Below are 26,958 nucleotides of genomic sequence, written 5' to 3'. Positions count from 1 at the left end.
AGACGAATATATATTAATTCAAATATTATTTCTAGAATAGTTTTAATTAGTATATATTAATACCCAACCTACTTAACCAACAATGATATTAATGCTAAAAATATACCTAAACTTATGGTAATAATCGTCCCAAACATCCAACCATGTAACTTTAATACACCTTTAAGATCCGAAATTGACTTGTCTATCTTTATATTTAAATTATTCTCAATAATACTAATTTTACTATCTAATTCCATCTTACTAATTTCTATCTTATTATCTAATTCACTAAACTTAACATCTATCCTATTATCAAGTTCTTTTATATCAGACTTTAATTCATTCCTTACACTATCTATCCTTACATTTAGATTACTCTCCACATTTTTTATATTATTATCAAGTTCACCAAATTTAGTATCAATTTTTAAATTAAGATTACTCTCTACAGTACATATCTTGTTATCTAAATCTTTTATATCCGACCTTAACTCATTTCTAACACCATCTATCCTTATATTCAGATTGCTCTCTAAATTTTCTATCTTATTATCTAATTCTGTTCTTACAGATACAATCTCCGATTTTAAACTACGTTCTGTCATCTCTATTTTTAAATTTAAATTATTTTCTATACCATTAATCTTATCTTCTAACCGTTTTTCAACTCCATTTATTCTATCTAACAACTTATCAAAATTAACACCAAAGTTAGTCTCTAAATACTCAAGATCTTTATATGTAAGCTCATTTTTATAATATCTATAAGATAGATCTGTTGCAATTTCCCTATTTATACCTGCTTTAACTAGTTCTGCTATTACCATTTGCTGCGTAATTACTGATTGTGGTAAACCCATATAAATCTCCTTATTGTTTATTATATAAAATCTTATACATTATATAAACCTTATCTTAATAAAAAACATTTTAAAATAACACTTAATTAAATTAAATAACATACTTTACAAAAACAACTAATAACAATTAATTATATAGACCAATTATCAAATTATAATATATAATAATTTAGATTAAATCTAATATTAAATAAGGGGAACATTAGATGAACAAATTCATAAAACTAATAATAGTTTGTCATACATTACTTTTATATTGTTGTAGTGGAAATAACAATCCTACGCTTAGTAGCCACAATCCCATGAAACAATATCCTACTAAGACTCAGCATAGTTCACAACCAAAAGAAAATACATTAACTGCTGATGAACAAATTAAATTTGATACTATAATTCAAGCATTTAATAAAATTATAGAAAAAGATCAACAATTAACAACAGAACACAAAGAAAAATACAAAAATTTTGAAAATTGGCTATTAAAAGATCTACAAAAACAAAAAGAACTTGCTGAACATTTTAAATATGCATACAATATATTCGAAAATATACAACCAACACAAGCAAAAAAAACCACTACTAAACAACTCATAGTAAATACCATTGATTGTGTATTATCAAATACATGTAACGGTAGAAATGATATATACTCTTCTAAAGGACAATCTGACGATTCTGAAAAACAAAGACAAACACTAACAGATTCCTTTAAAGATCTTCTATACAAAATGTTTGGTATACCTCATTATCCTACAAAACCAATGGAAATAACAACACCTAATCAGAATACAAATACAAATGAAGATATATTTAAATATCTTATATCAGAATTAATTTTCCCTGCCAGCCATATAATAAGATATAACGCAAACTACAATACTCATAACAACTCTACAGACCCTTCTCTTACTGCATTAGGATTTAATGATAATCAAATAAAAACAATACAAGAGATAATCATACCAATTTTTACTCCAAAGGGCGGCAAAATATACTCTTCTAAATACATTGACTTTATGAGATTAAGTTATTCAATAACTAAACCCATACTGGATTATATAAATAATGAACTTTCAAAGTGTAATGGAAATCAAAAAAGTATTGATGATTTTTACTCATTATTAGAGTCATATTTAGGCGCAAATGAAATCAATGAGGACACAGTAAGCAAATTACCAAACACAGTTACTATTAAATGTAGCAATGGTAGCTAAACAAACAATTATATGAACAAATCCAAAGTTAAAAAAAATATTTAAAAAAACAAAAATTAATATAATCACAATTATACATTGTTGTCCAAAAGATAAATATAAAATATAAATGAAGGAATAAATTAAACTTATTACAAAAATAACAAAAAGATAATAAATACAAAAGAAAGTTAATAAGTATTCGTAAATAGTAGGCTAAATATACTATTAAGCCTTAACCAAAGATATAAAAATATCTTAAAGCAAGATTTTGCATATAATAACACACGCCCAAATTTTAACCGCACATACAAATATTTGATACGATTTCCGTATACAAATTTATATACTTTTTTTTAAAAAAATCTACTCCTACAAGTACATGCAAAAAAACATACTTAATGCATCTAAAGCAATACGACTAACTTCCAACTCCAGTCTTGAAACATCACCTTACTCAATAAAATCATCATTCCTAGCAATTACACAATTAATAGCGTCATTGCCTATAATGAAGAACAAATTACTCTTGCTTAAACCCGTACATGCAAGCTGCATTTGAACTTGAACATAACTATTTATTTTATAGAAAATTACCGGTTTTATTATACTCAAGAATAGCACTGTTTAGATAAATAGAATCACTGCATTTAATCTCAAATAACTCTGATTCGCCTTTTTTACTAACAAACCAACAATCAATTGTAAAACCTATAAAGTGTCTTTTTCATTATACTTTTTGAAGTAATTATATATTATCTACACCATTAGCATATTTATTTTCATACAAAATTTCGATATTATCAATATATACACACAAATTCATCAAATGCTAAATTTTATAATACCCTGTCTTTTAACATGCTTAAATTATCTTGAAATGAAATTGCCCTACCTAGAGATTTTAAAATCCTTTCAAGAACAAGTTTTAAAACACTTTCAGTACCAATAAGCATGTTCCCAATTTCACTTGCTGCTCCCATACGCCTTAAAGATTGTCTTTGAACACTAAAATCAACTTTACTATTAAACTTAAAACATTCACTCTTACCAATTTTTGGTAGCTTACTACCTATTCTGTTTATTTTACTTATGTTATTTTGCTTACCCTTAAGCCTTTCTTGACTTTGATATACAACTGTTTCAAGACCTTCAAACATTTTTTGACTGTATAAACCAAGACGTTATACCTTAACCTCACTCACTTTTATTATACTTATACTTAACTTCTACTTTATGAATTACTAAATAAGTATGCTATAACAACAATTGTTTTTGTCAATTTTTTATTATACTCTTTTTTGTTAAATAAAAAAGAGTATAATAAAAAATTGACACTATATTTACTTTTCAATAAAACTCATGTATTATGAAAATAATTATAAATACAATTAGGAGCAAATAAGTGAAAAATACAAATCTTGAGGTAAGATACTATCAAATTCCATCAAAAAAATATCATGCTAGATATTATAAAATAATATCAATATCTAGATACTTTCAAAAGAACGCAATTAAATACAATCAAACAACAATTCTAAATGCATTAAACATCTTCCTAGTGAAAGACAACCTTAAACAAATTACACTCAGAACTTTACGAAAAGATTTAGCTTTTTTATGTAATAAAGGCATTATTAAAAAAACTTTATTAAGACTGGGAGAAGGAAATGGAACATATATAAGATATACAATAACGAAATACAGTGTTAAAAACTTAAAAAGAGCACTTAAAGCCAAAGAAAAAATTGTAGAACATGATGCAAATAAAATATTCAAATGTACAAAAGAAATACAAAAAGAATGTCTCAAAAATAAGAGAGTTAAAACTCTTAAATCCCAAAATGCAACTAAAAATGTCAGTCATAATATAACTATTAACAATAATAAAAAACAAAAAAACACAAATACCATCGATTGTCTAATAAACAACACATCTAAATGGAAAACAATGAGATATTTAGATAAAATAGAAGAAAACATAAACAAGAAAAGATATGAAAATAATATATCAAGAACAAAAGAATGGTTAAATAATTATAAAAATTTACATATTATGAACATCACTAAATACAATGAACCTATTAAATAAACTAGAAAAAATCAAAGGTAAAAGCAAATTAAATAGTGTATTTTCTAAAATAGAAAGTGAAAATACCAGAACAATTTACTATACAAAAATATTTAATGATATATTTGCTTTTGGGAGTAGCAAAAAGGAAAAGGGTAAATTTTTTATTTCTCTAAGGAGTTTATTTGACATTGATAAAAAGGGTGCATTTCATTTATTTAGTCTTAAAGAACAAAATGAAGATAAATTTTTAGGCATGTATTATGGATTTAAAAGATTAACAAAACCAATATTTCTTAAATATAAAGATAATGTCACAAAAACCATTGAAACTTCACCTATATATAGGCCTTATTATATAGAATTTAGATTTAAAAAGGGCAGTATCTTTTGTTATATAAAAGCAATCCATGCCTTAAAAAACAAAGAAAAGTTTAAGAAAAATTATGCTCAAAATCTGTTAGAACGAATTATTAACTTAGAAAAAGAAGTATATAAATTTTATGACAAGAAACTGCCAAATGGGGGTATCATAACCAGATGGATAAGAACAAACCAGAGATAATTAGTATTGCAAATATTAAGGGGGGTGTTGGTAAAAGTGTTTTAACCATTATTTTTGGTTATATCTTAAAAGATATCGGCAAAAAAGTTTTAGTCATAGATTTTGATCCTCAGAATAGTTTAACTAGTTATTTTTTTAAGTATGTAAAGAACTTGAGCAGAAATAATGTTTATGCTCTTTTAAAGGAAAATTCAAATTTTAGTTTAGATAAGTATTTGAGTAAGATACATGAAAATATATATCTTATACCTTCTCATCCTAATTTACACCTTTTCAATAAGGAAAACACATCTTATAAGGAACTTTGTTTAAAACATCGATTAACAAACTCTTTGTCCCATTATAATTTTGATTATGTGATAATCGACACTCCTCCTAATTTAGATTCACTTTTAGATAATGCTTTAAATATTACGGATAGACTTGTGATACCTATTCAAGTTGAGAGATTTTCTGTTGAAAGCTTGTCCATATTAATGAAATACATCGAAAGAATTTCTATGTATATAGGTAAAGATATTGATATTTCTATAGTAGAAAATCAGTTTATGAAAAATAGAAATACTTTTAAAAGTATAGAGAATTCAATTAAGAATAAATATGGTAGATATATTAAAGGAAAAATTCATTTTTATAATAAAATAAAAGTTTTTACAAATAATTTACAGGAACCTAGCTCCAAGGAGGCTTATTATCAAGAAGGTTTAGAATCTTTAAAGAATATATTAAAAATTTAGTTAAATTTGTTAGTTAACTAACCCATAGTTGTTCGCAAGCGAACTTTTCGATTTTTGTTACTTAAGGGACAGTTTTAATTTTTATTCAAAAGGAGGTTTGGGTATGTTAAAGAATACAATTGTTTTAAATGATAGAGAAGAGGGTTTAATGGATATTTCAGAGGAAGAAGAATATGAAAATTATAAACATGCTTTAAAGAAAAGCATGGTCAATGATATTGAAAATAAAATTCAAATAATGGAAATATTATACAATATAAAAGATAAAAAACTTTATCGTATTGATGGATATGAAAGTTTTAATTCTTTTATTAAAGGATTTTTAATCGCAAAAACACAAGCTTATTTATATTTAAAAGTGTATGAAGAAGTTTTGAAAGGTTGTTTGAGTATAAAAGAGATTAAAGATAAGGGAATGATAGAAGTTTATAGAAATATAAAGGCAAAAGAGATGAATAACAAAAAGTCAAAACAAAATACAATCAAACCTTTGCGTTTTCAGCTTAAAAGCCAAGCAAGTTATGATTTCTATAAGAAGAATGCAAAATTTACAGGGTTTTTATTAGATAAACTATTTGCAACTGATAGAAAATATTTAGATAAATTGTTGAAGGAATATTTTGGTTTGTCGATTAAAAAGAATCAAAGAATATAATTTGTTGCTTGAAAAAGTAAGATAATTGTTGTAATATTCTGTTCAGATTGTATTTAATCATTTTAATATAATCCTAATTGGAAATTATGTGACCTTTAGTGGGTTTTATTAATAATCTTAGTTTTAAATTATTAATAAAGCCCACTTTTGATTTAAGTATCTTTATCATTAGTTTCAGAATATTTTACTTTTTTCAGATAAATGTATGTATTATTTTGAGTTTTTGTTCTTTAAATTTCATAAAAAAAACAATTATGGCAAGTAAAGTAATTGACTTAATGGATATGGAGTTTAAGTATTAAGATGGCAATAAAATAATAAGAGAAATCGAAAATGTCTATACTATTGAGTTTGATAGATATTCTTGATTTTGTGTAATATCCAACCTTAAAAAATTTTGATGGTCTTTTATTGAACATTATTATAACACCATTTTATAGTTCTAAGAGGTATATAAAAGGATCATTTGATATATCGATATATACAAAAAAATGAACCTTAACAAAAGTAAAGGAGAAAAACACACTTCTTCAGTCTGCAGGTAAATGTGTAAGGTATTTATAATCGCTATTTTATTATAGCTGTGCTTATCAATTGGAAATGAAGTTGATACTTATGCAAGTTTTTTCTAATATAGATGGAGAGAATAATCCAACAGTATAGATAGCTTATTCATAGAAGTTATAAAGGAAAATAAATCGGCAAAATTTATTAGTGCAACAAGAACAACAGCCATTTCACAGCAATAAGGCATTATCAATAATGAAATAAAGTAATTTAATGGAAATTCATCTCTTTTAGTTAAAAGGGGGCAAGTAATATATGAGAATAAATATTAAAAATATTAAGGTAAAAAGTATTTGTGCAACATTATTTATCTCTTTATTCCTTTCTTGTAATAATGGAGTAATAGAAGAACTTGAGAAGAGGAATCAATTCTTATCCTCTCTTGCTAATTTAGGTAATGACTTCTTATCTGTCTTTGCTTCTTTTGGGGATTCACTTGGCGGTGTTTTAGGATTTAATAAGGATACTAAAAAGTCTGAGGTTGGAGATTACTTTAAAAAAGTAAAAGAGACTGTAGAAGGAATTAAGGGTAAGCTTAATGCAATTGTTGAGAACATGAGATCTGCAAATAATCCTAACGTTAATAGAGTAAATAATGCTGTTAATGAATTAGTTGATGAAAAATTTGAAAAAATAATTAGAGGTGCAAGTGATGCTGAGAAAGGTGCTAATGGAGAAAAATTACTTGGTAATATCGATGGTAGCAATGTTGGTGTTGTTGGCGATGGGATGGAAAGTCTAATAAAGGGAATTCAATTAATTGTGGAAGTAGTACTTAAAGATAAGGGAAATCCTGATGCTGGAACTGATAAAAGGGCTGAAGATGGTGGGACAAGAACCAGTGGAACTGCTGCAGGCAAGTTGTTTGATAGTAACAATGCTGGTTCTAGTACTGCAGCAAAGAAATCAGCAACTGATGCAGCGAAAGCTGTTGGGGCAGTAACAGGTGCTGATATCCTAAAAGCTATTGCGACAGGTCCTGAAGGCAAAGCTGCTACCATAGCTAAATACAATACAGGCAATGGTAATGCTGCTGATAATAAAAATGATGCAGTTATTGCAGGAGGTATAGCATTAAGGGCTATGGCTAAAGGTGGTAAATTTGCTAATGCTAGTGATTCTGATAGTGATTATGCTGATGCAGTTAAAGGGGCAGCAGTAAGTGCGGTAACTAAGGCACTAAATACATTAACTATAGCAATAAGAAAAACAATTAATGAAGGACTTAAAACTGTTAAAGAAGCAATGAAAATTAATCCTAGTGATACTCCTGTAACTATTGAAGATGGTATTTCTAATTAATAAACAATAAGAAATAAGTAAATTAAGTAATAAAGATTAAGGGAAACACTTTTTTATATGAAATGTGTTTCCTCTTATTTATTTTTAACTTCTTTAGTTAAAGGAAAGGATAAAAAGAGGCATGTAATATATGAAAATAAATATTAAAAATATTAAAGTAAGAAGTATTTGTGCAATGTTATTTATCTCTCTATTCCTTTCTTGTAATAATGGAATAGAAGAACTTCAGAAGGAAAAAGAGTCTATACTTTCTATATTTAAGTTAAGACAAAACCTCTTAGAGGTTTTGTCTTCCTTTTCTGATGTGGTTATTGATGTTTTAGGTATTAAAGAGGATCCTAAAAAAAACAGGAGATATGCAATTATTTCACTGTTAACGCTTTTTTAAATCGTCATATGAGATTAGTTTTGCTTGGTATATGAGTACATAGTTTCTGATAAAGTTTTTTCTAACTAGAGATGAATGATTTTATAAGATTAATTTTAATTATTAATAAGGTAATGAGGTTAATTTTGAGAATTAATTTGATATTAAAATAAAAGGTGCATAATTGGTAGCAATTATTTTGTCTAAAATATTCTTTTAGTAGTGTTTTGAAGTCAATTAAAAAAATTGATGTAGTTCATTGAATTGAGAATAGACTATATTTTTAGTTTTTAATTTTTATGTTTAAAGTTTACATGTGCATTTAATTGTAAGGAGTTCTATAATAAAGCCTCTTACTTATTTATTTTATGTAGTCTGTTATTTGTATATATAAGTTAGTTTAATTGACTGCCTGTTTATAAGCATAAATTAGTAAATCAATAGCATTAGCAAAAGTTGTTCCTCCAGTGTAGTTATGGTCATCCAAGTTGATAGCATATTGTTTTATTTGTTTTATAGAATCGTCTAGTTGAAAAGCCATTCCTTTTAATGCATTAACGATAGGGTTAAAAGCTACGATGTTAACTTCTTTATGGAAAGTCTTAGCAGCAATAGCGAAAGAGTGAGCAGCAGATATAAAAGTATTAGAATCAAATTTAGAAACAATTGTAACAAAGGCATCGATATAAGCTGTTATTGCATTATTTATAGTAATAATGAAAGCCGAACCAGCATTTCTAATAGTTTGCCATGCATTAGTATCATTATTGTCTTTTACAAGATAAGCTTGATTTATAGCTTGTTTTAAGGTTTCAATTGAGTTATTTAATTCTTGAGGATTAGTATCTTTTATGGATTCTGCTAGAGTTTGTAAATTTTGAATAAGATTAGAGTTATTAAGTTTTTCAATAGCATTTATTCGTATTTGAGAATTTGTGTCGCTAGTGCAAAATACCATGATAGCCTCACTACACTGAGTATAAGTCATAACTTCATTTATATATTTAATATGACTATTGTAAATAGTTTTCAAATTATCATGATAGTCTTGAGAGTCATTAAGAAACGTTTGTAAACTTTTTATATTTTCTTGTGTTAATTTTTCATGTTCTATTTGAGTTGTATTTTCTTTTTTTTTAGGGGATACAGAAATTCCTATTTCATGCAACTTATTATCTGGAATATGATTTGAAGTTTGTTTTTTCTTTGGTTTAGTAACATCATTACAAGATGTTATTCCTAAAGTTAATAATGTAAATATAAGTAAAAGATTTTTCATTAAGATATTCTCCTAGTTATAAGTATTTATTGTTAAACATATACTTATTAGTAAATATAAGGCATTAAAGTGAAGTTATCAAATTTATAATGTTTTCCTTTTTTGTGTTTAGCCTCTTTAATTAAAGGAAAGGGAAAAAAGGAGGCACATAATTATGAAAATAAATATTAAGAATATTAGAATAAAAAGTATTTGTACAACATTATTTATCTCTCTATTCCTTTCTTGTAATAATGGAGTAATAGAAGAACTTGAGAAGAGAAATACTTTCTTATCCTCACTAGCTAATTTAGGTAATGACTTCTTAAATATTTTTACTTCTTTTTCTGATATGGTGACTGACACTTTGGGTATTATAATGTTGATACTAAAAAGAGTGATATAGGAAAGTATTTTACTGATATTGAAAAAACTATAACATCTGTTAAAGTTAAATTAAATGATATTGTTGAAAAACATGGCAATTATCCAAAAGTGAAAGAAGCGGTTGAAAAATTTATTAAAGAGACATTAGAAAAGGTTGAAGAAGGTTCTAAGGAAGCAGCTAAAGGGGCCATAGGTGAGGCTATTGGAAATGCTACTTCGGCTGGGCATGGTGCTGATCCCGCTAACAAGGATTCAATTGTTTCTATAGTTAAAGGGATTAAGAAAATTGTTGAAGTGGTATTAAAAGATAAAGGTAATGCAGGTGCTACTAAAACAGGGGATGATGATAAAAAAGACATTGGTAAGCTGTTTGCTCATGCTAATGGTAAGGCTGATGCGAAAGAAGAAAATATTGCAAAGGCATCTGCAAGTATTGGAGCAGTAATCGGAGCTGATATACTAAAGGCTATAGCTGTGCTAAAGAAAACCCTGTTGCTAGTTCTAGTGAGGGAATTAATGAAGCCAAGGATGCAGCTGAGATTGCTATAGCTCCTGCTGTTGATAATAAGAAAGAAATTAAAGACCCAGCAAAAAAAGATGCGGTAATAGCAGCGGGTATAGCGTTAAGAGCTATGGCAAAGGGTGGTAAATTCGCAGCTAATCAGAATGCTAAAGATGCTGATGCAAGTCAATGGTGTAGCAGCTAGTGCAGTAAGTAAGACATTATCTACTTTTATTGTTGCAATAAGAAATACTGTTGATAGTGGTTTAAAAACAATAAGTGAAGCATTAGCAGCAGTTAAACAAGAGAATAAATTTTCGGATGCAGCTACTGCAGAATCTAGTGTAAAAAAATAAAGAATTATCTATAAAAAATACATAATTAAATATTAGAGTCATTTAAAGAAAACACTTTTCTGTCTATTTAGGGGAAGTTGTTTTTCTTTTTTGTATAGCCTTTTTAGTGAAGGAGTAGGGAAAAAGGGGTGCACGTAATATATGAAAATAAATATTAAAAATGTTAGAGTAAAAAGTATTTGTGCAACATTATTTATTGCTCTGTTCTTTTCTTGTAATAATGGAATAGAAGAACTTGAAAAGAAAAATATTTTTTCTGATTCTTTAGTGAGGATAGGACACGGATTGCAAGAGATTTTTGGTTTCTTTGGTAATGCTATGGGGGATGCATTAGGATTTAGTGCTGTTAAATCTGGATGATAAGAGAAGTGTAGTAGGAGAGCACTTTGAAAAGGTAAAAAAAGGGTTAGAAGATACTAAAGGTAACTTAGATAAGCTATCAAAAGAAATGATTTCTGTTCCACATGCTGATACTAAAGGTGTTGAGACTGTTATTAGCAGTGCTAATGAAGTTTTTACAAAATTAATTACTTCTGTAACTAAACTTGCTGGTATAACTAAAGCTGGTGGTAAGATTGGTGATACTGATACATCTAGTGCTCCTGAGGCTGCCTCTGCTGATGATGTTAAAATTGTTATTGAAGGGATTAAAGAAATAATTGAGACTGCCAAAGAGTCTGGTGTAAAAATTGGGAAAGGAACTGAAGATGATAAGGTAGTAGATCATGCCTCTGGTGCTGGTGCTACTGCTGCAGTTGTTGGTAAAAATAGTGCTCAAGCTGTTGGTGCTACTGCTGGTCCTAAGTTAGCTGAAGCAGCGTCAAAAACAGACCCATGGGCAATGATTAATAAGATTGAAAATGCTAAGACTGATGTTAAACTTACTGCTAGTAATGATAATGGAGTTGTAGCCTTAGCTACTGATATTGCTACTAGCACTAGTAGTCACAATGTTGGGGCAAAAAGTACTGCTGATCTGGCAGCAGCTGTAGCTTTGAAAGCAATGACTAAAGGAGGTGAATTTAGTGCTCAAAGTTCTAATAATGAATCTGATGCAGTTAAAACAGCTGCTGCGAGTGCTGTAAATAAGATACTAGGAGTATTGGATATAATAATTAGGCGAGCAGTAGTAAGTAATCTAGAGAAAGTAAGAGAAGCTGTTAAGAAAATACGATATTCAGATAATTGGTGAATCAACTGAAGCTAATCTTGTTAAGTAAATAATCGGAAGTAATTAAACAGAATAATAACGTCGTTTAAGGAAAGCACTTCTCTTGAGGAGAGTTGTTTTCCTTTTGTTGTATGTGACCTCTTTAGTTAAAGGATAAGGAAAAGGGAAGCACGTAATATATGAAAATAAATATTAAAAATATTAGGATAAAAAGAATTTGTGCAACATTATTTATCTCTCTTTTCCTTTCTTGTAATAATTCTGGTGAGGAATTAGAAAAACTTAAAAACCAAAATAACTTCTTATCCTCACTTGCTAATTTAGGTAATGACTTCTTAGATATTTTTACTTCTTTTGGCAATTCACTTGGGGGTGTTTTAGGATTTAATACTGAGACTAAAAAGTCTGATGTTGCTAATTACTTTAAAAAAGTTCATGATACTGTGGAAGAAACTAGAAAAAAACTTGTCAAAATTGTTGAAGATGTGGAAAAAGAAAAAAATCCTAATGCTGATGCTGTTAAAAAAGAAGTAGAAAAATTGGTTATTGAAAAACTTAGTAAAATTATTGAGGGTGCTAGTGAAGCTTTAAAGAGTGCTGATGCTAGTGAACCAATTGGTAATATCTCTACTGCTAGTGGTGCTCAGAATAATAAAGTTGTTGTTGGAGATATTGATAGTCTGGTAAAGGGAATTAAATCAATTGTAGATGTAGTGCTTCAAGGCAAAGGAAATCCTAAAGCGGGAGATGATAACAAATCTGAAACTGGTACCACAAGAAGTAATAATGGTGGTGCAATTAAATTATTTGCTAAGGATAATTCTGGTGACAGTGAGGCTAATACAAAAAAATTAGCGACAGATGCAGCAAAAGCTGTTGGAGCAGTAACTGGTGCGGACATATTGCAAGCTATGATTACAAATAGTAGTAAAGCAATAACATTGGCTAAAAATAATGAAGATAATGCTAGTGTTAATGTTGCTTCTCCTAAAGATGCGGAAGTTGCAGGAGGTATAGCACTGCGAGCAATGGCTAAGAGTGGTAAATTTGCTAATGCTAATGATTCTGATGCAGGAGTTATTGCTACTACCATTAAAGGAGCAGCTATAAGTGCAGTAACTAAGGCATTAGATACATTAACTATAGCGATAAGAAAAACAATTGATGACGGACTTAAAACTGTTAAAGACACTATGAATATCAATATTAATGATAAGTCTGTGACTACTGAGACCAAAAATCAATAATTGAAATTTGACGCTATGTAATAAAGTTATTTAAGGGGAACTTATCTCTTAATAAGAGTAGTTTTCCTTTTTTTGTGTCTAGTCTTTTTTGTTAAAGGAAAGGAGGCACGTAATATATGAAAATAAATATTAAAAATATTAGATTAAAAAGAATTTGTGCAACATTATTTATATCTCTTTTCCTTGCTTGTAATAATGGAGTAATAGAAGAACTTGAGAAGAGAAAGTCTTTTGCTGATTCTCTTATCAATATAGGTCATAACTTTCAAGAAATATTCACTTCTTTTGGCAATGCTATGGGAGATGCATTAGGATTTAGTGCTGTTACGTCTGATGATAAGAGAAGTAAGGTAGGAGAACATTTTAAGACAATAGGGAATGGATTAACTGAAACTAAGAAAAAGTTAGATGACTTATCAAAAAATATAGCTTCTACTTCATATGCTGATACTAAAGGTATTGAGGCTGTTAATAATGCAATTAAGAGGGCAAATGATGTTTTTGACAACTTAACTAATGCCCTAACTAAACTTTTTGGGGCTGTCGGTAATACTCCTATAGGCGATACTGGTGCTGCGGCTGCTGTACCTGCTGAAGTGACTAGCGTTAAAGATATTATTGAAGGAGTCAAAGTTATAGTTGAAGCTGCTATTAATTCTGGTGTAAAAATTGCTAAGGGAAATTCTGGTAGTGCTGTGGAAAAAGGTAATACTGCTGCTCCTGCCGCACTTAATGCTGCAAGTAGTGCTGCGGGCTCTGGGGCTACTGCAGCACTAGCAGTTAAAGTATCAGAAGCAGATCCATGGGCAATGATTGATAAGATTAAAGATGCTACTACTTCTGGTCTTGGTGATGCCAATGATAATAATGCTGGACAATTAGCCACTGCTAATGCTTCTGATAATAATGGTGCTAAGGCTGCTACTACCGCAGACTTAGCAGCAGCTGTTGCTCTTAAGGCTATGACTAAAACTGGGAAATTTAGTCATGCTGCTAGTGAAGATAATGCAGTTAAAGCAGCCGCAGTAAGTTCTGTAAATAAGGTACTAGGAGTACTTGATTTAATAATTAGGCAAACAGTATTAAAAAAGCTAGAAAAAGTAAGAGAAGCTGTTAAAGGAATTACATACTCTGATACTGCTGGTGAAGCGGATCAAGGTGGTAGTATTCAAACTACTGTTACTAAAAAATAATTAATTATAATTAAAAAGTTAAATAAACTAAATAATAAAATCATTAAAGGAAAACATTGCTCTCTATTTAGGGGGGTAGTTTTCCTTTTTTTATATCTAGCCTACATTTTTATTAAAGGATAGGAAAAAAGAGGCACGTAATATATGAAAATAAATATTAAAGTAAAAAGTATTTGTGCAACATTATTTATATCTCTTTTCCTTTCTTGTAATAATGGAATAGAAGAACTTGAGAAGAGAAATACTTTCTTATCCTCACTTGCTAATTTAGGTAATGACTTCTTATCTGTCTTCTCTTCTTTTGGGGATATAATGACTGAATCATTAGGGTTTAAAGCAGATGCTAAGAAATCTGATGTTGCAACTTATTTTAAAAAAGTACAAGACAATTTAGAAAATACTAAAACAGCTCTTAATAAGATTGTTGAGGACATGAAGACTCAAGAAAATCCTAACGTTGTTGGAGTAGAGACTGCTGTAAAAACACTAATTGATAATACACTTGATAAAATAATTCAAGGATCTAAGACTGTTAGTGATGCTATTGGTAATGATAGTGAGCTACTTGGTAATGTTGGTAAAGCTGCTGCCGATCAAAATGCTGCAGGTAATCGTGAGGAAGGTAAAGTTTCAAACTTAATAAATGGAATTAGGGCTATTGTAAGTATAGTACTTAAAAATGAGGGTAAACTTGATGCTGGTGATAATAATAAAGCTTTAGCTGCTAGTGGTCAAAGAGATGGTACTACTGATGATGCAATGCTTTTATTTGGTAATGCTTCTAAAGGTAATATTACTGCTAATGCAGAAAAGGCTGCAGTTGATGCTGCTAAAGCTGTTGGGGCTGTAACTGGTGCTGACATATTAAAAGCTATGGTTGAAAATACTGATTCTGTTAAATTAGCTAATGCTGATCCTAAACAGGCTATTTCTACTGCTAATGTTACTGCTCCTAAAGATGCAACTATAGCAGGCGCTATAGCATTAAGAGCTATGGCAAAGGGTGGTAAGTTTGCTAATGGTAATACTGGTAGTGATATTTCTACTGCAGTTAAAGGGATAGCAGTCAATGCTGTTACTAAAGCATTAGATACATTAACTATAGCAATAAGAAAAACAATAGATGAGGGACTTAAAACAGTTAAAGATGCTATTAAAAATTAATCCTAATGTTACTTCTGTAATTTTTGATAAGATCAATTCTGAGACATAAAATCAATGATTGAATATCCTTAAGAGGGCTTTAGGGCTCTCTTTTATTGTATTTACGCTATAAAATGTTGTACTAATTGATAAATAGTAACTTATATTTTGAGGAATTTAGATGATATGGTTAATGCATATAAAGCAGCATCAAAAGAGTAGGTTAAGTCAAGTAGAGCAATAAACTGGAGATGACATGTTAAAAACTCTATTTAGATAGATTAGTGAATTAGCTAAGGTTATAGTCTATTATTATTTTTAATAATCGTGTGCCTAAACCAGTAATTAAAAAATATTATAGCATAATGTATAGCATCACTAACAATGGCAAAATGTGGTAAATTCGCTAATGATAGTACTGGCCTACTGCTGAAGTTATTAAGGCAGTTAAAGGTGCAGCAACAAGTGCAGTTACTAAAGCATTAGACACACTCATTATAGCAATAAGGAAAACAATTGATGCGGGACTTAAGACTGTTAAAGACGCTATGAACATTAATTCTAATGATACTTTTATGACTACAGAATCTGGTGTTGTTACTAAGTAAAAGTAAATAGGATTAAAAAAAAAGATAAATAAACTAAATAATGAAAGTAATTTACGGGGAACACTTTCCATATTTCGTTATGGGAATAGTGTTTCTTTTTTTGTATGTATCCTTTTTATATAAAGGAAAGGGAGGCATGTAATATATGAAAATAAATATTAAAAATATTAGAGTAAAAAGTATTTGTGCAACATTATTTATCTCTTTGTTCCTTTCTTGTAATAATGGAATAGAAGAACTTCAAAAACAAAATCAGTCTATACTCTCCATATCTAATTTAAGACAAATCTTCTTAGATGTTTTTGCTTCTTTTGGTGATATGCTAAAAGATCCATTTGGTATTACTGCGGCTACAACTAAAAAATCAGTTGGAGAACAATTAGGTAAGGTTGGTGAGGCAGTTAAATCAGCTAAAAGTAAATTAGAAAGTATAAAATCAGGTAGTGGCTACGATTTAATAAAAGATAAAGCCGAGACCCTAATTGCTAAGGCAATTAAGACTCTGAAAAAGATAGTCAATGGAACAAATAAAATTAAGGAAGCTACTAAGGATGCTGATGATCAAATTGCTAATGCTGGTAGTAGTAATGCTGATGCAGTTAAAGCAGATGAAACAAGTGTGAAGAATCTTGTTAAAGGAATTAGTATGGTCTATGAAGCATCAAAGGATGCTGATGTTGCTCCAAAAGGAGATGCTAGGAAAGCGACTGGTAGTGACTGTAAAGCTGTTGGAAAGCTTTTTGGTACTAATGGTAGTCTTGCTGGAAGTGAATTAAAAGCAGCTAATGTTGCATTAAATGTAGCTAGTGGTGCAGATATATTGGCAGCAATTGAAGCAGCTAATAAGGATGGTCAAGAAAAACCAGCATCTACTATTAATTTAGCAAAAGATGCTTATGATATTGCTATTGCTAATAACAGTGGTTCTAATGACGCTGAGGATGCTGCTGTTAAACAGAATGCATCAGTAATAGTAGCTGGTTTAGCATTAAAGGCAATGGCTCGGGGTGGTAAATTAGCCATCAATACTACTCATGCTCCACAAGAAGGAGTAAATGCAGTATTATCTAGAGCAGTTGGTAAAACTGTGAGTGAGATAGTATTTACTATAAGGAGAACGGTTGATAAATGTTTAAAAGATGTTAGTGAGTGCATAAAAGAAAATTCTACTAGTAACGAAAAATCTAAATAGTATAAGTAGTATTTAGACTATTTATTGTTTATTGGATCAAGCTTTGTACAAGTTTTGATAAGCAGGAATGCCTTATGGGTATTCCTATTTTTTTGTTATCTAAGTTGCTCTAATCAATGAAATTGCTATTGATTTCTATGTGATTAAGCAGAAGCAAGCCTTTATTTAACTTATAGATTATTATTTAAAGATTATCTATCTGATTTCTTGAATCAAAGGATAAGTTTAAAAGGAGGCACGTAATATATGAAAATAAATATTAAAAATATTAGAGTAAAAAGTATTTGTGCAACATTATTTATCTCTTTATTCCTTTCTTGTAATAATGGAATAGAAGAACTTCAAAAACAAAGGGATTCTATACTCTCTATATCTAATTTAAGGCAAGGATTCTTAGATATTTTTTCTTCTTTTGGTGATATGATTACTGATACTTTAGGTATTAAAGCTGATACTAAGAAAGAAGATATAGGGAAATATTTTACTGCTATTGAAAAAACTATGACATCTGTTAAGGAAAAGTTGCAAGCAGAAGTTTCTAAGAATGGTAATTATGAAAAAGTTAGAACAGTCGTTGATAAATTTATCACTGAGACATTAGACAAGATTGCTGAAGGGGCTAAGACTGCGGCTAGTGGTGCTACAGGTGTTGGTGTTATAGGAAATGCTGTTAAAAATGAGGTTGCTGTAGCGGCCAATGAAATTAGTGTAAATACCCTAGTTAAAGGGATTAATCAAATAGTTGAAGTAGTATTAAAAGACAAAGGCGATTCTACTGCTACTAAGACTGCAAGTACAGAGCAAAAATCAATTGGTAAGTTGCTTAGTGGACAACAAGGCACTGATGGAACAGATGCAGAAGCTGCTGCAGCAAGTGCATCAATTGGAGCAGTAACAGGTGCTGACATACTAAAAGCTATTGCTATTTCTGGTAATGCTGATAGCAACAACTCAACGATCGAGAAAGCAAAAAATGCTGCAAGTATTGCCATTGCTAAGGTTGAGAATAGTAAAACTCTTAATGCAGTAAATAAGGATGCAGTTATTGCAGCAGGAATAGCATTAAGGGCAATGGCTAAGGATGGTAAATTTTCTGCTAAGAATGAAGATAAAGCTGAACACGCAGTAAATGGTGCAGTATCTAGTGCTGTAAACAAGACGCTTAGCACTCTTATAATTGCTATTAGAAATACTGTTGATAGTGGTTTAAAAACAATAAGTAAAGCACTAGCTGCAGTTAAACAAGAGGATGAATCTACAGATGCGACAGTGAGTGGACAGTAATAATCGATAAAATTTAGAAAAAGATCGGTAAATAAAATAATAAAGTTATTTAAGGGAAATACTTCTCTACATTAGAAGCTATTTCCCTTTTATTGTATTTCGCCTCTTTAGTCCTTTTTAGTTAAAGGGTGGAAAGAAGGAGGCACGTAATATATGAAAATAAATATTAAAAATATAAGTATAAGAAGTATTTGTGCGACATTATTTATTTCTTTATTCCTTTCTTGTAATAATGGGATAGAAGAACTTGAGAAGAAAAAGGATTCTATACTCTTTATATCTAATTTAAAACAAGGATTCTTAGATATTTTTACTTCCTTTTCTGATATGGTGACAAGTTCGTTTGGTATTACTGCAGAGACAACTAAGAAAGATGTTGGGGGACAATTAGGTAAAATTGGTGACGCAGTTAAATCAGTTAAAGATAAATTAGAGGGCATAAAGGGAAATGAGCAATATGATTTAATAAAAAAAGCTAAAGCTGATGAAGCAATTAATAACTCAATTAATATTTTGGAAAAGATAGTTGAAGGAGCAAATAAAATTAAGGATGCTACCGATGGAGCTAGTAAAAAAATAGCTAGTTCTAATGGTGATGGTGAGAGTGCAACTCCGGCAAGTGAAAAAAGTGTACAGGAGCTTGTTAAAGGTATTAGCGAGATTTATAAAGCAGCTAAGGATGCTAAGATTGATTTAAAAGGAAATGCTAATAAAACTATTACGGAGTCTAATACAATTGCAAAGCTATTTAATACTAATAGCCAGGTTGGTTCTGATGTTACTGGATTAAAAGCAGCCAATATGGCAGTCAATTCGGCTAGCGGTGCAGATATATTAGCAGCAATTGAAGCAGCTAAGGATGGTACAAGTAAGAAAGCGGGTGCGATTAGTGCAGCAACAAATGCTTATGATATTGCAGTTGCTACTAAAGATAATGCAAATGCAAATGCTAGTGTTAGTACAAATGCATCAGTCTTAGCAGCCGGTTTAGCATTAAGGGCTATGGCTAAGGATGGGGCATTAGCTACTGTTGCTACTTATGCACCAACAGACGGAATAAATGCGGTATTAATAGAAGCAGTTAGTAAGACTTTAAATGAAATAATATCTACTATAAGAAGAACACTTGATAAGTGTTTAAAAGATGTTAGTGATTGCATAAAAGAAAATTCTACTAGTGAAGGAAAAACCTAAAGCTAAATAGTATGATTTTGTGTTTAAACTATTAATTGAAGCAATTTTTTTAAGTTTTGATAAGCAGGAATGCCTTATTATGGGTATTTCTGCTTTTTTAGCTTTACTATGGTAATACTGTAAAAAATTTGGATGGTATAAGAATGGTAAGGTTGATAAAAGCATTTGCTGTTCTATTCCTACATTCACTGTAGAAACATATACATTCTGAACGTTACTTAATTTATAATGCATTTCTCCTTAATTACCTTAAATTATTTTATTATTTAGTTTGACAATTTATTATTAATTTTGGTTTGTTCTTAGTTTCAAGGGATGAGAGTTGCACTCTTATTATAAGTTATTAGTGTTAATAACAGAGGCATTATCAGCACACCATGATCATTACCACTATCATTCTTGAAAAGTAGTTAAATTAGCTTTTCATAATAATCAAGATGAGAAGAAAGCTGAAGATGCAAACACTTGTTCCTTTGTGGGTCGGAAAGTAATTTTCCTTTTTATTTATTGTATGTAGCCCTCTTTAGTTGAAGGGAAGGGAGAAAGGAGGCACGTAATATATGAAAATAAATATTAAAAATATTAAGATAAAAAGTATTTGTGCAACATTATTTATCTCTCTATTCCTTTCTTGTAATAATGGAATAGAAGAACTTGAAAAGAAAAATCAATTCTTATCCTCACTTGCTAATTTAGGTAATGACTTCTTATCTGTCTTCACTTCTTTTGGCGATTCATTTGGGGGTGTTTTAGCTTTTGATAAGACTACTACAAAGTCTAAGGTTGGTGAGTACTTTAAAAAGATTCAAGAGACTGTACAAGGGGTTAAAACAGGTCTTAATAAAATTGTTACTGATATGAAAAATCAAAATAATCCTAATGCAGAGGCTACAGGTACTGCTGTAACAACTTTAAATTTACAACTTAGCAAGATAATTGAGGGTGCTAAGACTGTTAGTGATGCTATTGGTGATACTGATAATGGTCTTATTGTTGATTTTGGTGGAGGTGGTGATGGAGTTGGTGTTGCAGGTGATTCAAAAGTAGTGCAATCCATTACTGAAGGAATTAAAACAATTTCGGATATAGTACTCAAAGGAAAAGGTAAAGCCGATTCTGGTGATAATAAAAATCCTGCTGTCGATACTAGCGGTGCCGATGGTAGTGCAAGAAATGTTGATGCTGATGATAACACCAATAATGGAGCCATAGCTCTTTTTGCTAAGAAAGCTATTGGTACTACTGCTGGTGTTGGTAAAGCCGCTAAAGATGCAGCTAAAGCTGTTGGCGCAGTAACTGGTGCTGATATATTACAAGCTATGGCTCAAGTTGGTGGTAATTCCGCTAAGTTGGCTATTAACGATAAAACTCTTTCAGATGGTCAGCCTATTTCTGCTGGTGATGCAAAAGATGCAACTATAGCAGGAGGAATAGTTTTACGATCAATAGCTAAGGGTGGTAAATTCTCTAATAAGTCTGGTGGTAGTGATGGTGGAGCAAAACAACAGATACAATATGCAGCTATTAGTGCGGTAACTAAGGCACTAAATACATTGACTATAGAAATAAGAAAAACCCTTGATACAGGACTTAAAACTGTTAAAGATGCTATGAATATAAGTGCTAATGATACTCATGTAACTACTGAATCTGGTATTATTGCTAAATAAGTAACAAGTAAACTAAATAATAAAGTTATTAAAGGGAAGCACTTCTTGTATAGGAGTTGTTTTCCTTTTTTGTATCTGGCCTCTTTTAATTAAAGGATGGGAAAAAAGGAGGCACGTAATATATGAAAATAAATATTAAAAATATAAATATAAAAAGTATTTGTGCAATATTATTTATCTCTCTTTTCCTTTCTTGTAATAATGGGATAGAAGAACTTCAAAAGAAAAATACTTTCTTATCCTCACTTGCTAATTTAGGTAATGACTTCTTATCTGTCTTTACTTCTTTTGGTGAGATGACAGGTACTGTTTTAGGGTTTAATACTGAAACTAAAAAATCTGATGTTGCAGCTTATTTTAAAAAAATTCATGATACTGTACAAGGGACTAAAGATAAGCTTAATACAATTGTTGAGAACATGAAGAGAGAAGGCAATCATAATGCTGCTGCAACTGAGACTGCTGTAACAACTTTAAGTGAAAAACTTACTAAGATAATTCAGGGAGCTAAGACTGCTAGTGATGCTTTAAAGGATGTTCCTGCTAGTGAACCAATTGCTAATGTTGCTGCTAAGACTAAAGGGGGTGATGCAGGTTCAGAAGTTGCTAGTTTAGTAAAAGGAATTAAATCAATTGTAGATGTGGTACTGGAAAATGTAGGAAATCATGAGGCTGGAACAGACAAAAAGGCTTCTGATCTTAGTGCAAGAAAAGGTGGTAGTATTCAAACTAACGGTGAGGCAGGAAATTTATTTGCTAGTTCAGCTAGTTCTGGAGTTGGTACTAGTGACACCCATGCAAAGGGGGCTGCAGCAGATGTGTTAAAAGCAGTTGGGGCCGTAACTGGTGCTGATATACTGAAAGCTATAGTTACAAATGGTGAAGCTACTGCTACTAAGGCTGCTGAAGCTAATGCTACAGATGCAACAATAGCAGGAGCTATAGCATTAAGAGCTATGACTAAAAGTGGTAAATTCCCTGGGGTTAATACTGGTGTTACTACAGCTGAAACTGACTACACTGCTGGAGTCAGAGTATCAGTTATAAGTGCTGTTACTAAAGCACTAAATACATTAACTGTAGCAATGAAAAATACAATTGATGCAGGACTTAAAGCTGTTAAAGAAGCTATGAAAATTAATCCTAATGATAATCCTGTGGCTTTTGAAGCTAATACTGTTGCTAAATAAATAATAAGATAATAAATAAACAAAATAATAAACTCATTAAAGGAAAACACTTCTTTATATGAAAGGCTGTTTTCCTTTTTTAGTGTCTAACCTCCTTATTTAAGGAATGGAATAAGAGGGTGCACGTAATTATGAAAATAAATATTAAAAATATTAGGATAAAAAGTATTTGTGCAATATTATTTATCTCTCTATTCCTTTCTTGTAATAATGGAATAGAAGAACTTGAGAAGAGAAATAATTTCTTCTCCTCACTAGCTAATTTAGGTAATGACTTCTTAACTGTTTTTATTTCCTTTTTTTGATATGTTTACTGGAGTTTGAGTCATTAAAGTTTGCACTAAGAAACAATATTATAGGAAATTGTTTCATTGCTAAGGCTTTGTAGTTAGATATAGATAATCTTTATAAGATTAACTTTAATTAGTAAAAGAGTAACTAGGTATATTTTAGTGAATTTATTTAATGTTAATATAAACGGTGTATATTTGATATTAGTTATTTATTTTTATTTAGATATTGAGATTTAATGTTTGGGTAATGTAGATAATCTAGGAGAGGAAATATGAATAAGAATGTTTTAGCAATATGTGTGTTAACACTAATGTGTTTGGTATCATGTGATATAAATTTTCTTGATGAATTGTTAGGCAAAGCAAGAGAAAAATTTTTAGAAGAAACCGATAATGCAGAAGGTTTAAATTCTAAAGAAGAAAATCAAGAGGATAAAGAAAATAAGGTAGATGTTTCAAAGGTTAAAAGGGATGTAGTAAGAAATAAAGACTTTAGGGAAAAAAGTATTAACTTATCTCAACCTAAATTAACTGCGGTTCAAGAATCTTATCTTACTGGTAAGGATGCTGAGGCCAGTGAAATTAAGAAAAAAATTGATGTTAATTTAGCTGCGGTAAATGCAATTTATGATGAGTTGGAGAAATCATTGTCAGAACTTAAGAATATGGAAGCTTTTGTTATAAGAGCTGAGTCTGATTTTAATGAGGCAAGAAGAGGTGTTCCTGGAAATAATCATGTAACGAACACTTTGCCTTATTTAGATGAAGCAATTAAGACAGTTAAAGATAGTAGACATGTTGCAGTAGTAGGGTATAATGAGCAATTTCATGCATTAAAACATGTAAAAGCTGATGCTGAGTATGCAAAGGGTCTTATTAAGTCTGCTTTAGGTGAATCGGCACAGGCAAGGTTGAGCGGTTATTATTATGTGCAGCTTATGATAGATAATATATCAAATGCGCAGCTTAGCTTGAGTAAAGCAGAAAGTATGTTTAAGAAAGTAGAATCGGAGTTAGATAATCTTAGAGTTGAGAGACAAAAAGCGGATAAAGATTTTGCTGGGTTAAAGAGTGCATATGAAGCATTATTAGCAGTTAAAAAGAAATAGTATATAACATATTTATGGTGAATTAGTATGTGATTAATAATTTAATTATTTTTTAGAGTGAGATAGGGTCTAATTTTATTAGATTCTATTTTTGTTTATATGAATACCTTTCAAATTTGGTGATGTCATGAAGTAAATAAAGTAAATGACATCACCAAATTTCAAAGGTATTTTCAAACTGTCTGTAAGGATGGAATTTTAAATTGCGGATGAGCGTTTGGACAAAGCTTTTTGATAACAGGGTTTATATTCTATGTATCCTTATCATGAACTTTATGTTTAAAAGTATGTATAAGCATTTAATTGGCAAGGATCTCTATTATATAGAGATCCTTATTTATTTTATTATTTGATGTTTAATTAGTAGCATGTTTATAAGCAGAAATTAGTGTATCAATGGCGTTAGCGAAAATTGTTCCTCCAGTATATTCATAATCATCTAAATTGATAGCATATTGTTTTAGTTGTTCTATAGAGTTGTCTAATTGAAAAGTCATAATTCTTAGTGTACCAATAATAGGCGTAAGAGCTGCAATATTAACTTCTTTATTTAAAGTTTTGGCAGCATTAGCAAAATTGTGAGCAGCAGAGATGAAAGTGTTAGAGTTAAAGTTAGAAACAGTGTTAACAAAGGCATCAATATAAGTTGTTACTGAACTATTTATAGCAGTTATAAAAGCATCAGCTGTATTTTTGACAGTTTTCAATGTATTGGTAGTGGTTTGCTCTTTTGCAAGATAGGTTTGGTGTATAACTTGTTTTAAGTTTTTAATTGAGTTATTGAATCCTTCTAGATTAGTATTTTTTAAAGATGCAGCTAAAGTTTGAAAATCTTTGATTAGGTTAGAGTTATTGAGTTTTTCAATAGCTTCTTTTCGTATTGTAGAATTTGTATTGCTAATGCAAAAATCTATGCTTGACTCATTACACTGAATATAGGTCATAATTTGATCTATATATTGAATATAATGATTGTAAATAGTGTTTAGATTAGTATAGTAATCTTTGGAATCAATGAGAAACTCTTGTAAGCTTTTTATATTCTCTTGTGTTAGTTTTTCGTGTTTTACTTGAATAGTATTTTCTTTTTTATCTTCTTTAGGATATATAGAAGTATCTATTTTTTTGTCTTGTAAGTTATGATCTTGCATATAACTTAACGTGTGTTCTTGACTTGATATAGGAGTAATATTGCAAGATATTACTCCTAAGGTTAGTAATGAAACTAATGGATTTGTCATAAAAATATTTTCCTTTTTAAATTTCAGAGCACTAATTATCAATTAATACTTATTATTATTTAATAATAAGTATATATCATAAAAGTGAAATTATCAAATTTGTGAGAAAAGTTTTTTGAGCATATAAAAGAAAGATAGGCTTATAAGCCTATCTTATTAGTGTTTATTTAAGTAATTGTTTTTAAATATAAAGATTTATCTAGCACCAGTGGTACCATAAAGTAATCTTAGTACTTCCTTTAACTCACTTTTGGTACTTGGGGGCAATATGCCTCTGAGAGAGCTTAATTCTTCGTATACTTTGTAATCATTGTGATGACTTTTTTGCACTTTTGATAATAAAATGTTTACTTCTGTTTTAATTGTATCTAATTTTGTTTTTGCTTTTTGGTCTTTTTGGAGGTTGCCAGGGTATCCAAAATCATTAGTAGTAAGATGTATAGCATCACTTAGACTTTCTTGAATTGCGTTTGAGAGTTTTGTGAGTTTTTTGGTTAATTTGTTTTTTGTAAATTTATGTAATATGTCTTGAGATTTTTGTTTTTCAGATTCTTCGGGTTTTTTTCCATAAATAGGATTTATTTTTATTTCATTAAACTTAATGGTTTCCCAGTGTTTGTTTATTTTTTTAGCTAATTTAAGAGCGTTCTTAACGCTATTTTTGGTTTTTATTAAACGTGATTTGTATTCTCTATTTAATTGAGCTTCATCCTCGTCTTCATCTTCGTTGTCAATTTCTTGGTGATTTTTTTCAATTTCATCATAGTCATTGTCTTCTTCGTCATCTTCATAGTCATCGTCATTGTCTTCTTCGTCATCTTCTATGGTTGTCATAGGTCCTGAGTATGAACCTGATTTTGTTGTTGATGGAATATAATTATTATATTCATAGTTAATAGATGATTCACCACTTATGCTGTTAAGATTATTAGTTGTACCTGATAGTATTGTAGGAGGGGTATTTGTGTGTGAGTTTGAGATAATTGTGTCATCTGTGTTTGTTGGAGTAGGGTTTTCAGTTATTTTTGTATTAAGTTCTGATTGAGTTAGTGTATTGATTGTTTGAGTGTTTTTGTTATCTTCATTAGTGTGTGGTTTAATGTTAGTAATAATTGGTGAGTTAAGAGTTTTTATACTGTCTTTGTTAGTATTTTGGTCTTTTGTTGTGATATGATTATTGCCATTGTTAGTATTTTGATTGTTATTATCAGTAATTTGGTTAATAGCTTGAGGTGTAGATTTTTCATTAATGATAGGTGAGGTGTTAAAGTTAATGATATTATCTTGTAGAGTATTGTTTGAAGGATTATTTTTTTGAGTTGGCTCCAAGATAGAGTAAGCTTTTTTTAGTAACTTAGCAGATGTATTTTCATTGCCATTGAGGATTAGATCACAGCTAATGAGACATAGGATTAGTCCCAAGCAAAAATATTTTAATTTAAACATTATATTAAATCTCCTTATAATATGTATTTGTATAAAATAATAAATATAGAGCGATGGGGGTGGTAAATCTAGGTTTGAGAGGGAAAAAAGTAGTGATATTGGGAGTTGGGGGATGTTGAGGGGGGGGGGAGATAATGGGATAGAGATCGCGCCAGCTTTATACTAATAACAACTA

General features: G+C 30.0%; 23 protein-coding genes and 3 pseudogenes. 20 read left to right on the top strand and 6 right to left on the bottom strand.

Going from position 1 to position 26,958, the window contains the following annotated elements:
• Window positions 1-68: 68 nt before the first annotated feature.
• Window positions 69-842 carry a Bdr family repetitive protein gene (bdr, locus tag bcCo53_RS08585; protein ID WP_025408653.1) on the bottom strand — a complete coding sequence of 258 codons (774 nt, stop codon included), beginning with the start codon at window positions 840-842 and terminating at the stop codon, window positions 69-71.
• A 206-nt stretch (window positions 843-1,048) separates the two neighbouring features.
• Between bdr and bcCo53_RS08580 the strand changes: the two genes are divergently transcribed.
• Entirely contained in the window at window positions 1,049-2,056 is a 1,008-nt protein-coding gene (locus bcCo53_RS08580; protein ID WP_025408654.1) for an Mlp family lipoprotein, read from the top strand.
• Between the two features lie 432 nt (window positions 2,057-2,488).
• Here bcCo53_RS08580 and bcCo53_RS08575 read toward each other — a convergent pair whose 3' ends face one another.
• On the bottom strand, window positions 2,489-2,650 hold the full coding sequence (locus bcCo53_RS08575) for a hypothetical protein (RefSeq protein WP_155806847.1): 162 nt from the start codon (window positions 2,648-2,650) through the stop codon (window positions 2,489-2,491).
• A 224-nt stretch (window positions 2,651-2,874) separates the two neighbouring features.
• Complete coding sequence (locus bcCo53_RS08570) at window positions 2,875-3,195, bottom strand: hypothetical protein (RefSeq protein WP_025408655.1); 321 nt, start codon at window positions 3,193-3,195, stop codon at window positions 2,875-2,877.
• Window positions 3,196-3,440: 245 nt separating this feature from the next.
• Here bcCo53_RS08570 and bcCo53_RS08565 point away from each other — a divergent pair, with 245 nt between their 5' ends.
• From bcCo53_RS08565 to bcCo53_RS08540, 6 genes are all read left to right on the top strand, one after another.
• Window positions 3,441-4,127 carry a plasmid maintenance protein gene (locus bcCo53_RS08565; RefSeq protein WP_025408656.1) on the top strand — a complete coding sequence of 229 codons (687 nt, stop codon included), beginning with the start codon at window positions 3,441-3,443 and terminating at the stop codon, window positions 4,125-4,127.
• On the top strand, window positions 4,111-4,671 hold the full coding sequence (locus bcCo53_RS08560; protein ID WP_025408657.1) for a DUF226 domain-containing protein: 561 nt from the start codon (window positions 4,111-4,113) through the stop codon (window positions 4,669-4,671). Before bcCo53_RS08565 ends, bcCo53_RS08560 begins: the two co-directional genes overlap by 17 nt.
• The gene (locus bcCo53_RS08555; RefSeq protein ID WP_025408658.1) at window positions 4,647-5,408 is read left to right on the top strand and encodes a ParA family protein; all 762 of its coding nucleotides are present in this window, start codon (window positions 4,647-4,649) and stop codon (window positions 5,406-5,408) included. The genes bcCo53_RS08560 and bcCo53_RS08555 overlap by 25 nt, the downstream gene beginning before the upstream one ends.
• A 103-nt stretch (window positions 5,409-5,511) precedes the next feature.
• Entirely contained in the window at window positions 5,512-6,063 is a 552-nt protein-coding gene (locus tag bcCo53_RS08550) for a chromosome replication/partitioning protein (RefSeq protein ID WP_025408659.1), read from the top strand.
• Between the two features lie 822 nt (window positions 6,064-6,885).
• A complete protein-coding gene (locus bcCo53_RS08545; protein WP_038364892.1) occupies window positions 6,886-7,932 on the top strand; it encodes a variable large family protein in 1,047 nt (348 codons plus the stop codon).
• A gap of 130 nt (window positions 7,933-8,062) precedes the next feature.
• The gene (locus bcCo53_RS08540) at window positions 8,063-8,320 is read left to right on the top strand and encodes a hypothetical protein (RefSeq protein WP_025408660.1); all 258 of its coding nucleotides are present in this window, start codon (window positions 8,063-8,065) and stop codon (window positions 8,318-8,320) included.
• Between the two features lie 379 nt (window positions 8,321-8,699).
• Here bcCo53_RS08540 and bcCo53_RS08535 read toward each other — a convergent pair whose 3' ends face one another.
• Window positions 8,700-9,578 carry a hypothetical protein gene (locus tag bcCo53_RS08535; protein ID WP_025408661.1) on the bottom strand — a complete coding sequence of 293 codons (879 nt, stop codon included), beginning with the start codon at window positions 9,576-9,578 and terminating at the stop codon, window positions 8,700-8,702.
• A 154-nt stretch (window positions 9,579-9,732) separates the two neighbouring features.
• Here bcCo53_RS08535 and bcCo53_RS08530 point away from each other — a divergent pair.
• The 13 genes and pseudogenes from bcCo53_RS08530 to bcCo53_RS08470 all read left to right on the top strand — a co-directional run bounded on the left by bcCo53_RS08530 (window position 9,733) and on the right by bcCo53_RS08470 (window position 24,096).
• Window positions 9,733-10,802 (top strand): annotated as a pseudogene (locus bcCo53_RS08530) (variable large family protein).
• A gap of 141 nt (window positions 10,803-10,943) precedes the next feature.
• Window positions 10,944-11,994: pseudogene (locus tag bcCo53_RS08525) on the top strand (variable large family protein).
• A 158-nt stretch (window positions 11,995-12,152) separates the two neighbouring features.
• A complete protein-coding gene (locus bcCo53_RS08520; RefSeq protein WP_025408662.1) occupies window positions 12,153-13,220 on the top strand; it encodes a variable large family protein in 1,068 nt (355 codons plus the stop codon).
• 116 nt (window positions 13,221-13,336) lie between these two features.
• Window positions 13,337-14,413, top strand: coding sequence for a variable large family protein (locus bcCo53_RS08515; RefSeq protein WP_025408663.1), 1,077 nt, complete (start codon window positions 13,337-13,339; stop codon window positions 14,411-14,413).
• Window positions 14,414-14,563: 150 nt separating this feature from the next.
• Window positions 14,564-15,577, top strand: a complete 1,014-nt coding sequence (locus bcCo53_RS08510) for a variable large family protein (protein ID WP_343298929.1) — start codon at window positions 14,564-14,566, stop codon at window positions 15,575-15,577.
• A gap of 348 nt (window positions 15,578-15,925) precedes the next feature.
• Window positions 15,926-16,164: pseudogene (locus tag bcCo53_RS08505) on the top strand (variable large family protein); the annotation flags it as partial.
• A gap of 145 nt (window positions 16,165-16,309) precedes the next feature.
• Window positions 16,310-17,356, top strand: a complete 1,047-nt coding sequence (locus tag bcCo53_RS08500) for a variable large family protein (RefSeq protein WP_343298930.1) — start codon at window positions 16,310-16,312, stop codon at window positions 17,354-17,356.
• 246 nt (window positions 17,357-17,602) lie between these two features.
• Window positions 17,603-18,640 (top strand): variable large family protein, encoded by a 1,038-nt coding sequence (locus bcCo53_RS08495; protein WP_028328310.1) that lies wholly within the window; start codon window positions 17,603-17,605, stop codon window positions 18,638-18,640.
• A gap of 153 nt (window positions 18,641-18,793) precedes the next feature.
• On the top strand, window positions 18,794-19,834 hold the full coding sequence (locus tag bcCo53_RS08490; RefSeq protein ID WP_025409067.1) for a variable large family protein: 1,041 nt from the start codon (window positions 18,794-18,796) through the stop codon (window positions 19,832-19,834).
• Between the two features lie 560 nt (window positions 19,835-20,394).
• Window positions 20,395-21,504: a variable large family protein gene (locus bcCo53_RS08485; RefSeq protein ID WP_081725106.1), complete on the top strand. Its 1,110-nt coding sequence runs from the start codon at window positions 20,395-20,397 to the stop codon at window positions 21,502-21,504.
• A gap of 122 nt (window positions 21,505-21,626) precedes the next feature.
• Window positions 21,627-22,694 carry a variable large family protein gene (locus bcCo53_RS08480; protein ID WP_051480100.1) on the top strand — a complete coding sequence of 356 codons (1,068 nt, stop codon included), beginning with the start codon at window positions 21,627-21,629 and terminating at the stop codon, window positions 22,692-22,694.
• A gap of 131 nt (window positions 22,695-22,825) precedes the next feature.
• A complete protein-coding gene (locus bcCo53_RS08475; RefSeq protein WP_155806455.1) occupies window positions 22,826-22,999 on the top strand; it encodes a hypothetical protein in 174 nt (57 codons plus the stop codon).
• Between the two features lie 260 nt (window positions 23,000-23,259).
• Window positions 23,260-24,096, top strand: coding sequence for a hypothetical protein (locus tag bcCo53_RS08470; RefSeq protein WP_025408992.1), 837 nt, complete (start codon window positions 23,260-23,262; stop codon window positions 24,094-24,096).
• 356 nt (window positions 24,097-24,452) lie between these two features.
• On the opposite strand, the gene bcCo53_RS08465 is transcribed toward bcCo53_RS08470, so the two are convergent.
• Window positions 24,453-25,337: a hypothetical protein gene (locus bcCo53_RS08465; protein WP_025408993.1), complete on the bottom strand. Its 885-nt coding sequence runs from the start codon at window positions 25,335-25,337 to the stop codon at window positions 24,453-24,455.
• A 195-nt stretch (window positions 25,338-25,532) separates the two neighbouring features.
• Complete coding sequence (locus bcCo53_RS08460) at window positions 25,533-26,783, bottom strand: hypothetical protein (RefSeq protein WP_025408994.1); 1,251 nt, start codon at window positions 26,781-26,783, stop codon at window positions 25,533-25,535.
• Window positions 26,784-26,958 lie beyond the last annotated feature (175 nt).

The sequence above is a fragment of the Borrelia coriaceae genome, assembly GCF_023035295.1.
Classification (GTDB): Bacteria; Spirochaetota; Spirochaetia; order Borreliales; family Borreliaceae; genus Borrelia; species Borrelia coriaceae.
The sequence above is the reverse complement of the archived record's forward strand: the minus strand, read 5'-3'. Positions and strand labels throughout refer to the sequence as shown.

Bases quoted from the DNA above. Each gene is read 5' to 3' on its own strand.
- bdr (WP_025408653.1), bottom strand. From the start codon at position 842: ATGGGTTTACCACAATCAGTAATTACGCAGCAAATGGTAATAGCAGAA.
- bcCo53_RS08580 (WP_025408654.1), top strand. From the start codon at position 1,049: ATGAACAAATTCATAAAACTAATAATAGTTTGTCATACATTACTTTTA.
- bcCo53_RS08570 (WP_025408655.1), bottom strand. From the start codon at position 3,195: ATGTTTGAAGGTCTTGAAACAGTTGTATATCAAAGTCAAGAAAGGCTT.
- bcCo53_RS08560 (WP_025408657.1), top strand. From the start codon at position 4,111: ATGAACCTATTAAATAAACTAGAAAAAATCAAAGGTAAAAGCAAATTA.
- bcCo53_RS08555 (WP_025408658.1), top strand. From the start codon at position 4,647: ATGGATAAGAACAAACCAGAGATAATTAGTATTGCAAATATTAAGGGG.
- bcCo53_RS08550 (WP_025408659.1), top strand. From the start codon at position 5,512: ATGTTAAAGAATACAATTGTTTTAAATGATAGAGAAGAGGGTTTAATG.
- bcCo53_RS08545 (WP_038364892.1), top strand. From the start codon at position 6,886: ATGAGAATAAATATTAAAAATATTAAGGTAAAAAGTATTTGTGCAACA.
- bcCo53_RS08540 (WP_025408660.1), top strand. From the start codon at position 8,063: ATGAAAATAAATATTAAAAATATTAAAGTAAGAAGTATTTGTGCAATG.
- bcCo53_RS08535 (WP_025408661.1), bottom strand. From the start codon at position 9,578: ATGAAAAATCTTTTACTTATATTTACATTATTAACTTTAGGAATAACA.
- bcCo53_RS08520 (WP_025408662.1), top strand. From the start codon at position 12,153: ATGAAAATAAATATTAAAAATATTAGGATAAAAAGAATTTGTGCAACA.
- bcCo53_RS08515 (WP_025408663.1), top strand. From the start codon at position 13,337: ATGAAAATAAATATTAAAAATATTAGATTAAAAAGAATTTGTGCAACA.
- bcCo53_RS08500 (WP_343298930.1), top strand. From the start codon at position 16,310: ATGAAAATAAATATTAAAAATATTAGAGTAAAAAGTATTTGTGCAACA.
- bcCo53_RS08495 (WP_028328310.1), top strand. From the start codon at position 17,603: ATGAAAATAAATATTAAAAATATTAGAGTAAAAAGTATTTGTGCAACA.
- bcCo53_RS08490 (WP_025409067.1), top strand. From the start codon at position 18,794: ATGAAAATAAATATTAAAAATATAAGTATAAGAAGTATTTGTGCGACA.
- bcCo53_RS08485 (WP_081725106.1), top strand. From the start codon at position 20,395: ATGAAAATAAATATTAAAAATATTAAGATAAAAAGTATTTGTGCAACA.
- bcCo53_RS08480 (WP_051480100.1), top strand. From the start codon at position 21,627: ATGAAAATAAATATTAAAAATATAAATATAAAAAGTATTTGTGCAATA.
- bcCo53_RS08475 (WP_155806455.1), top strand. From the start codon at position 22,826: ATGAAAATAAATATTAAAAATATTAGGATAAAAAGTATTTGTGCAATA.
- bcCo53_RS08470 (WP_025408992.1), top strand. From the start codon at position 23,260: ATGAATAAGAATGTTTTAGCAATATGTGTGTTAACACTAATGTGTTTG.
- bcCo53_RS08465 (WP_025408993.1), bottom strand. From the start codon at position 25,337: ATGACAAATCCATTAGTTTCATTACTAACCTTAGGAGTAATATCTTGC.
- bcCo53_RS08460 (WP_025408994.1), bottom strand. From the start codon at position 26,783: ATGTTTAAATTAAAATATTTTTGCTTGGGACTAATCCTATGTCTCATT.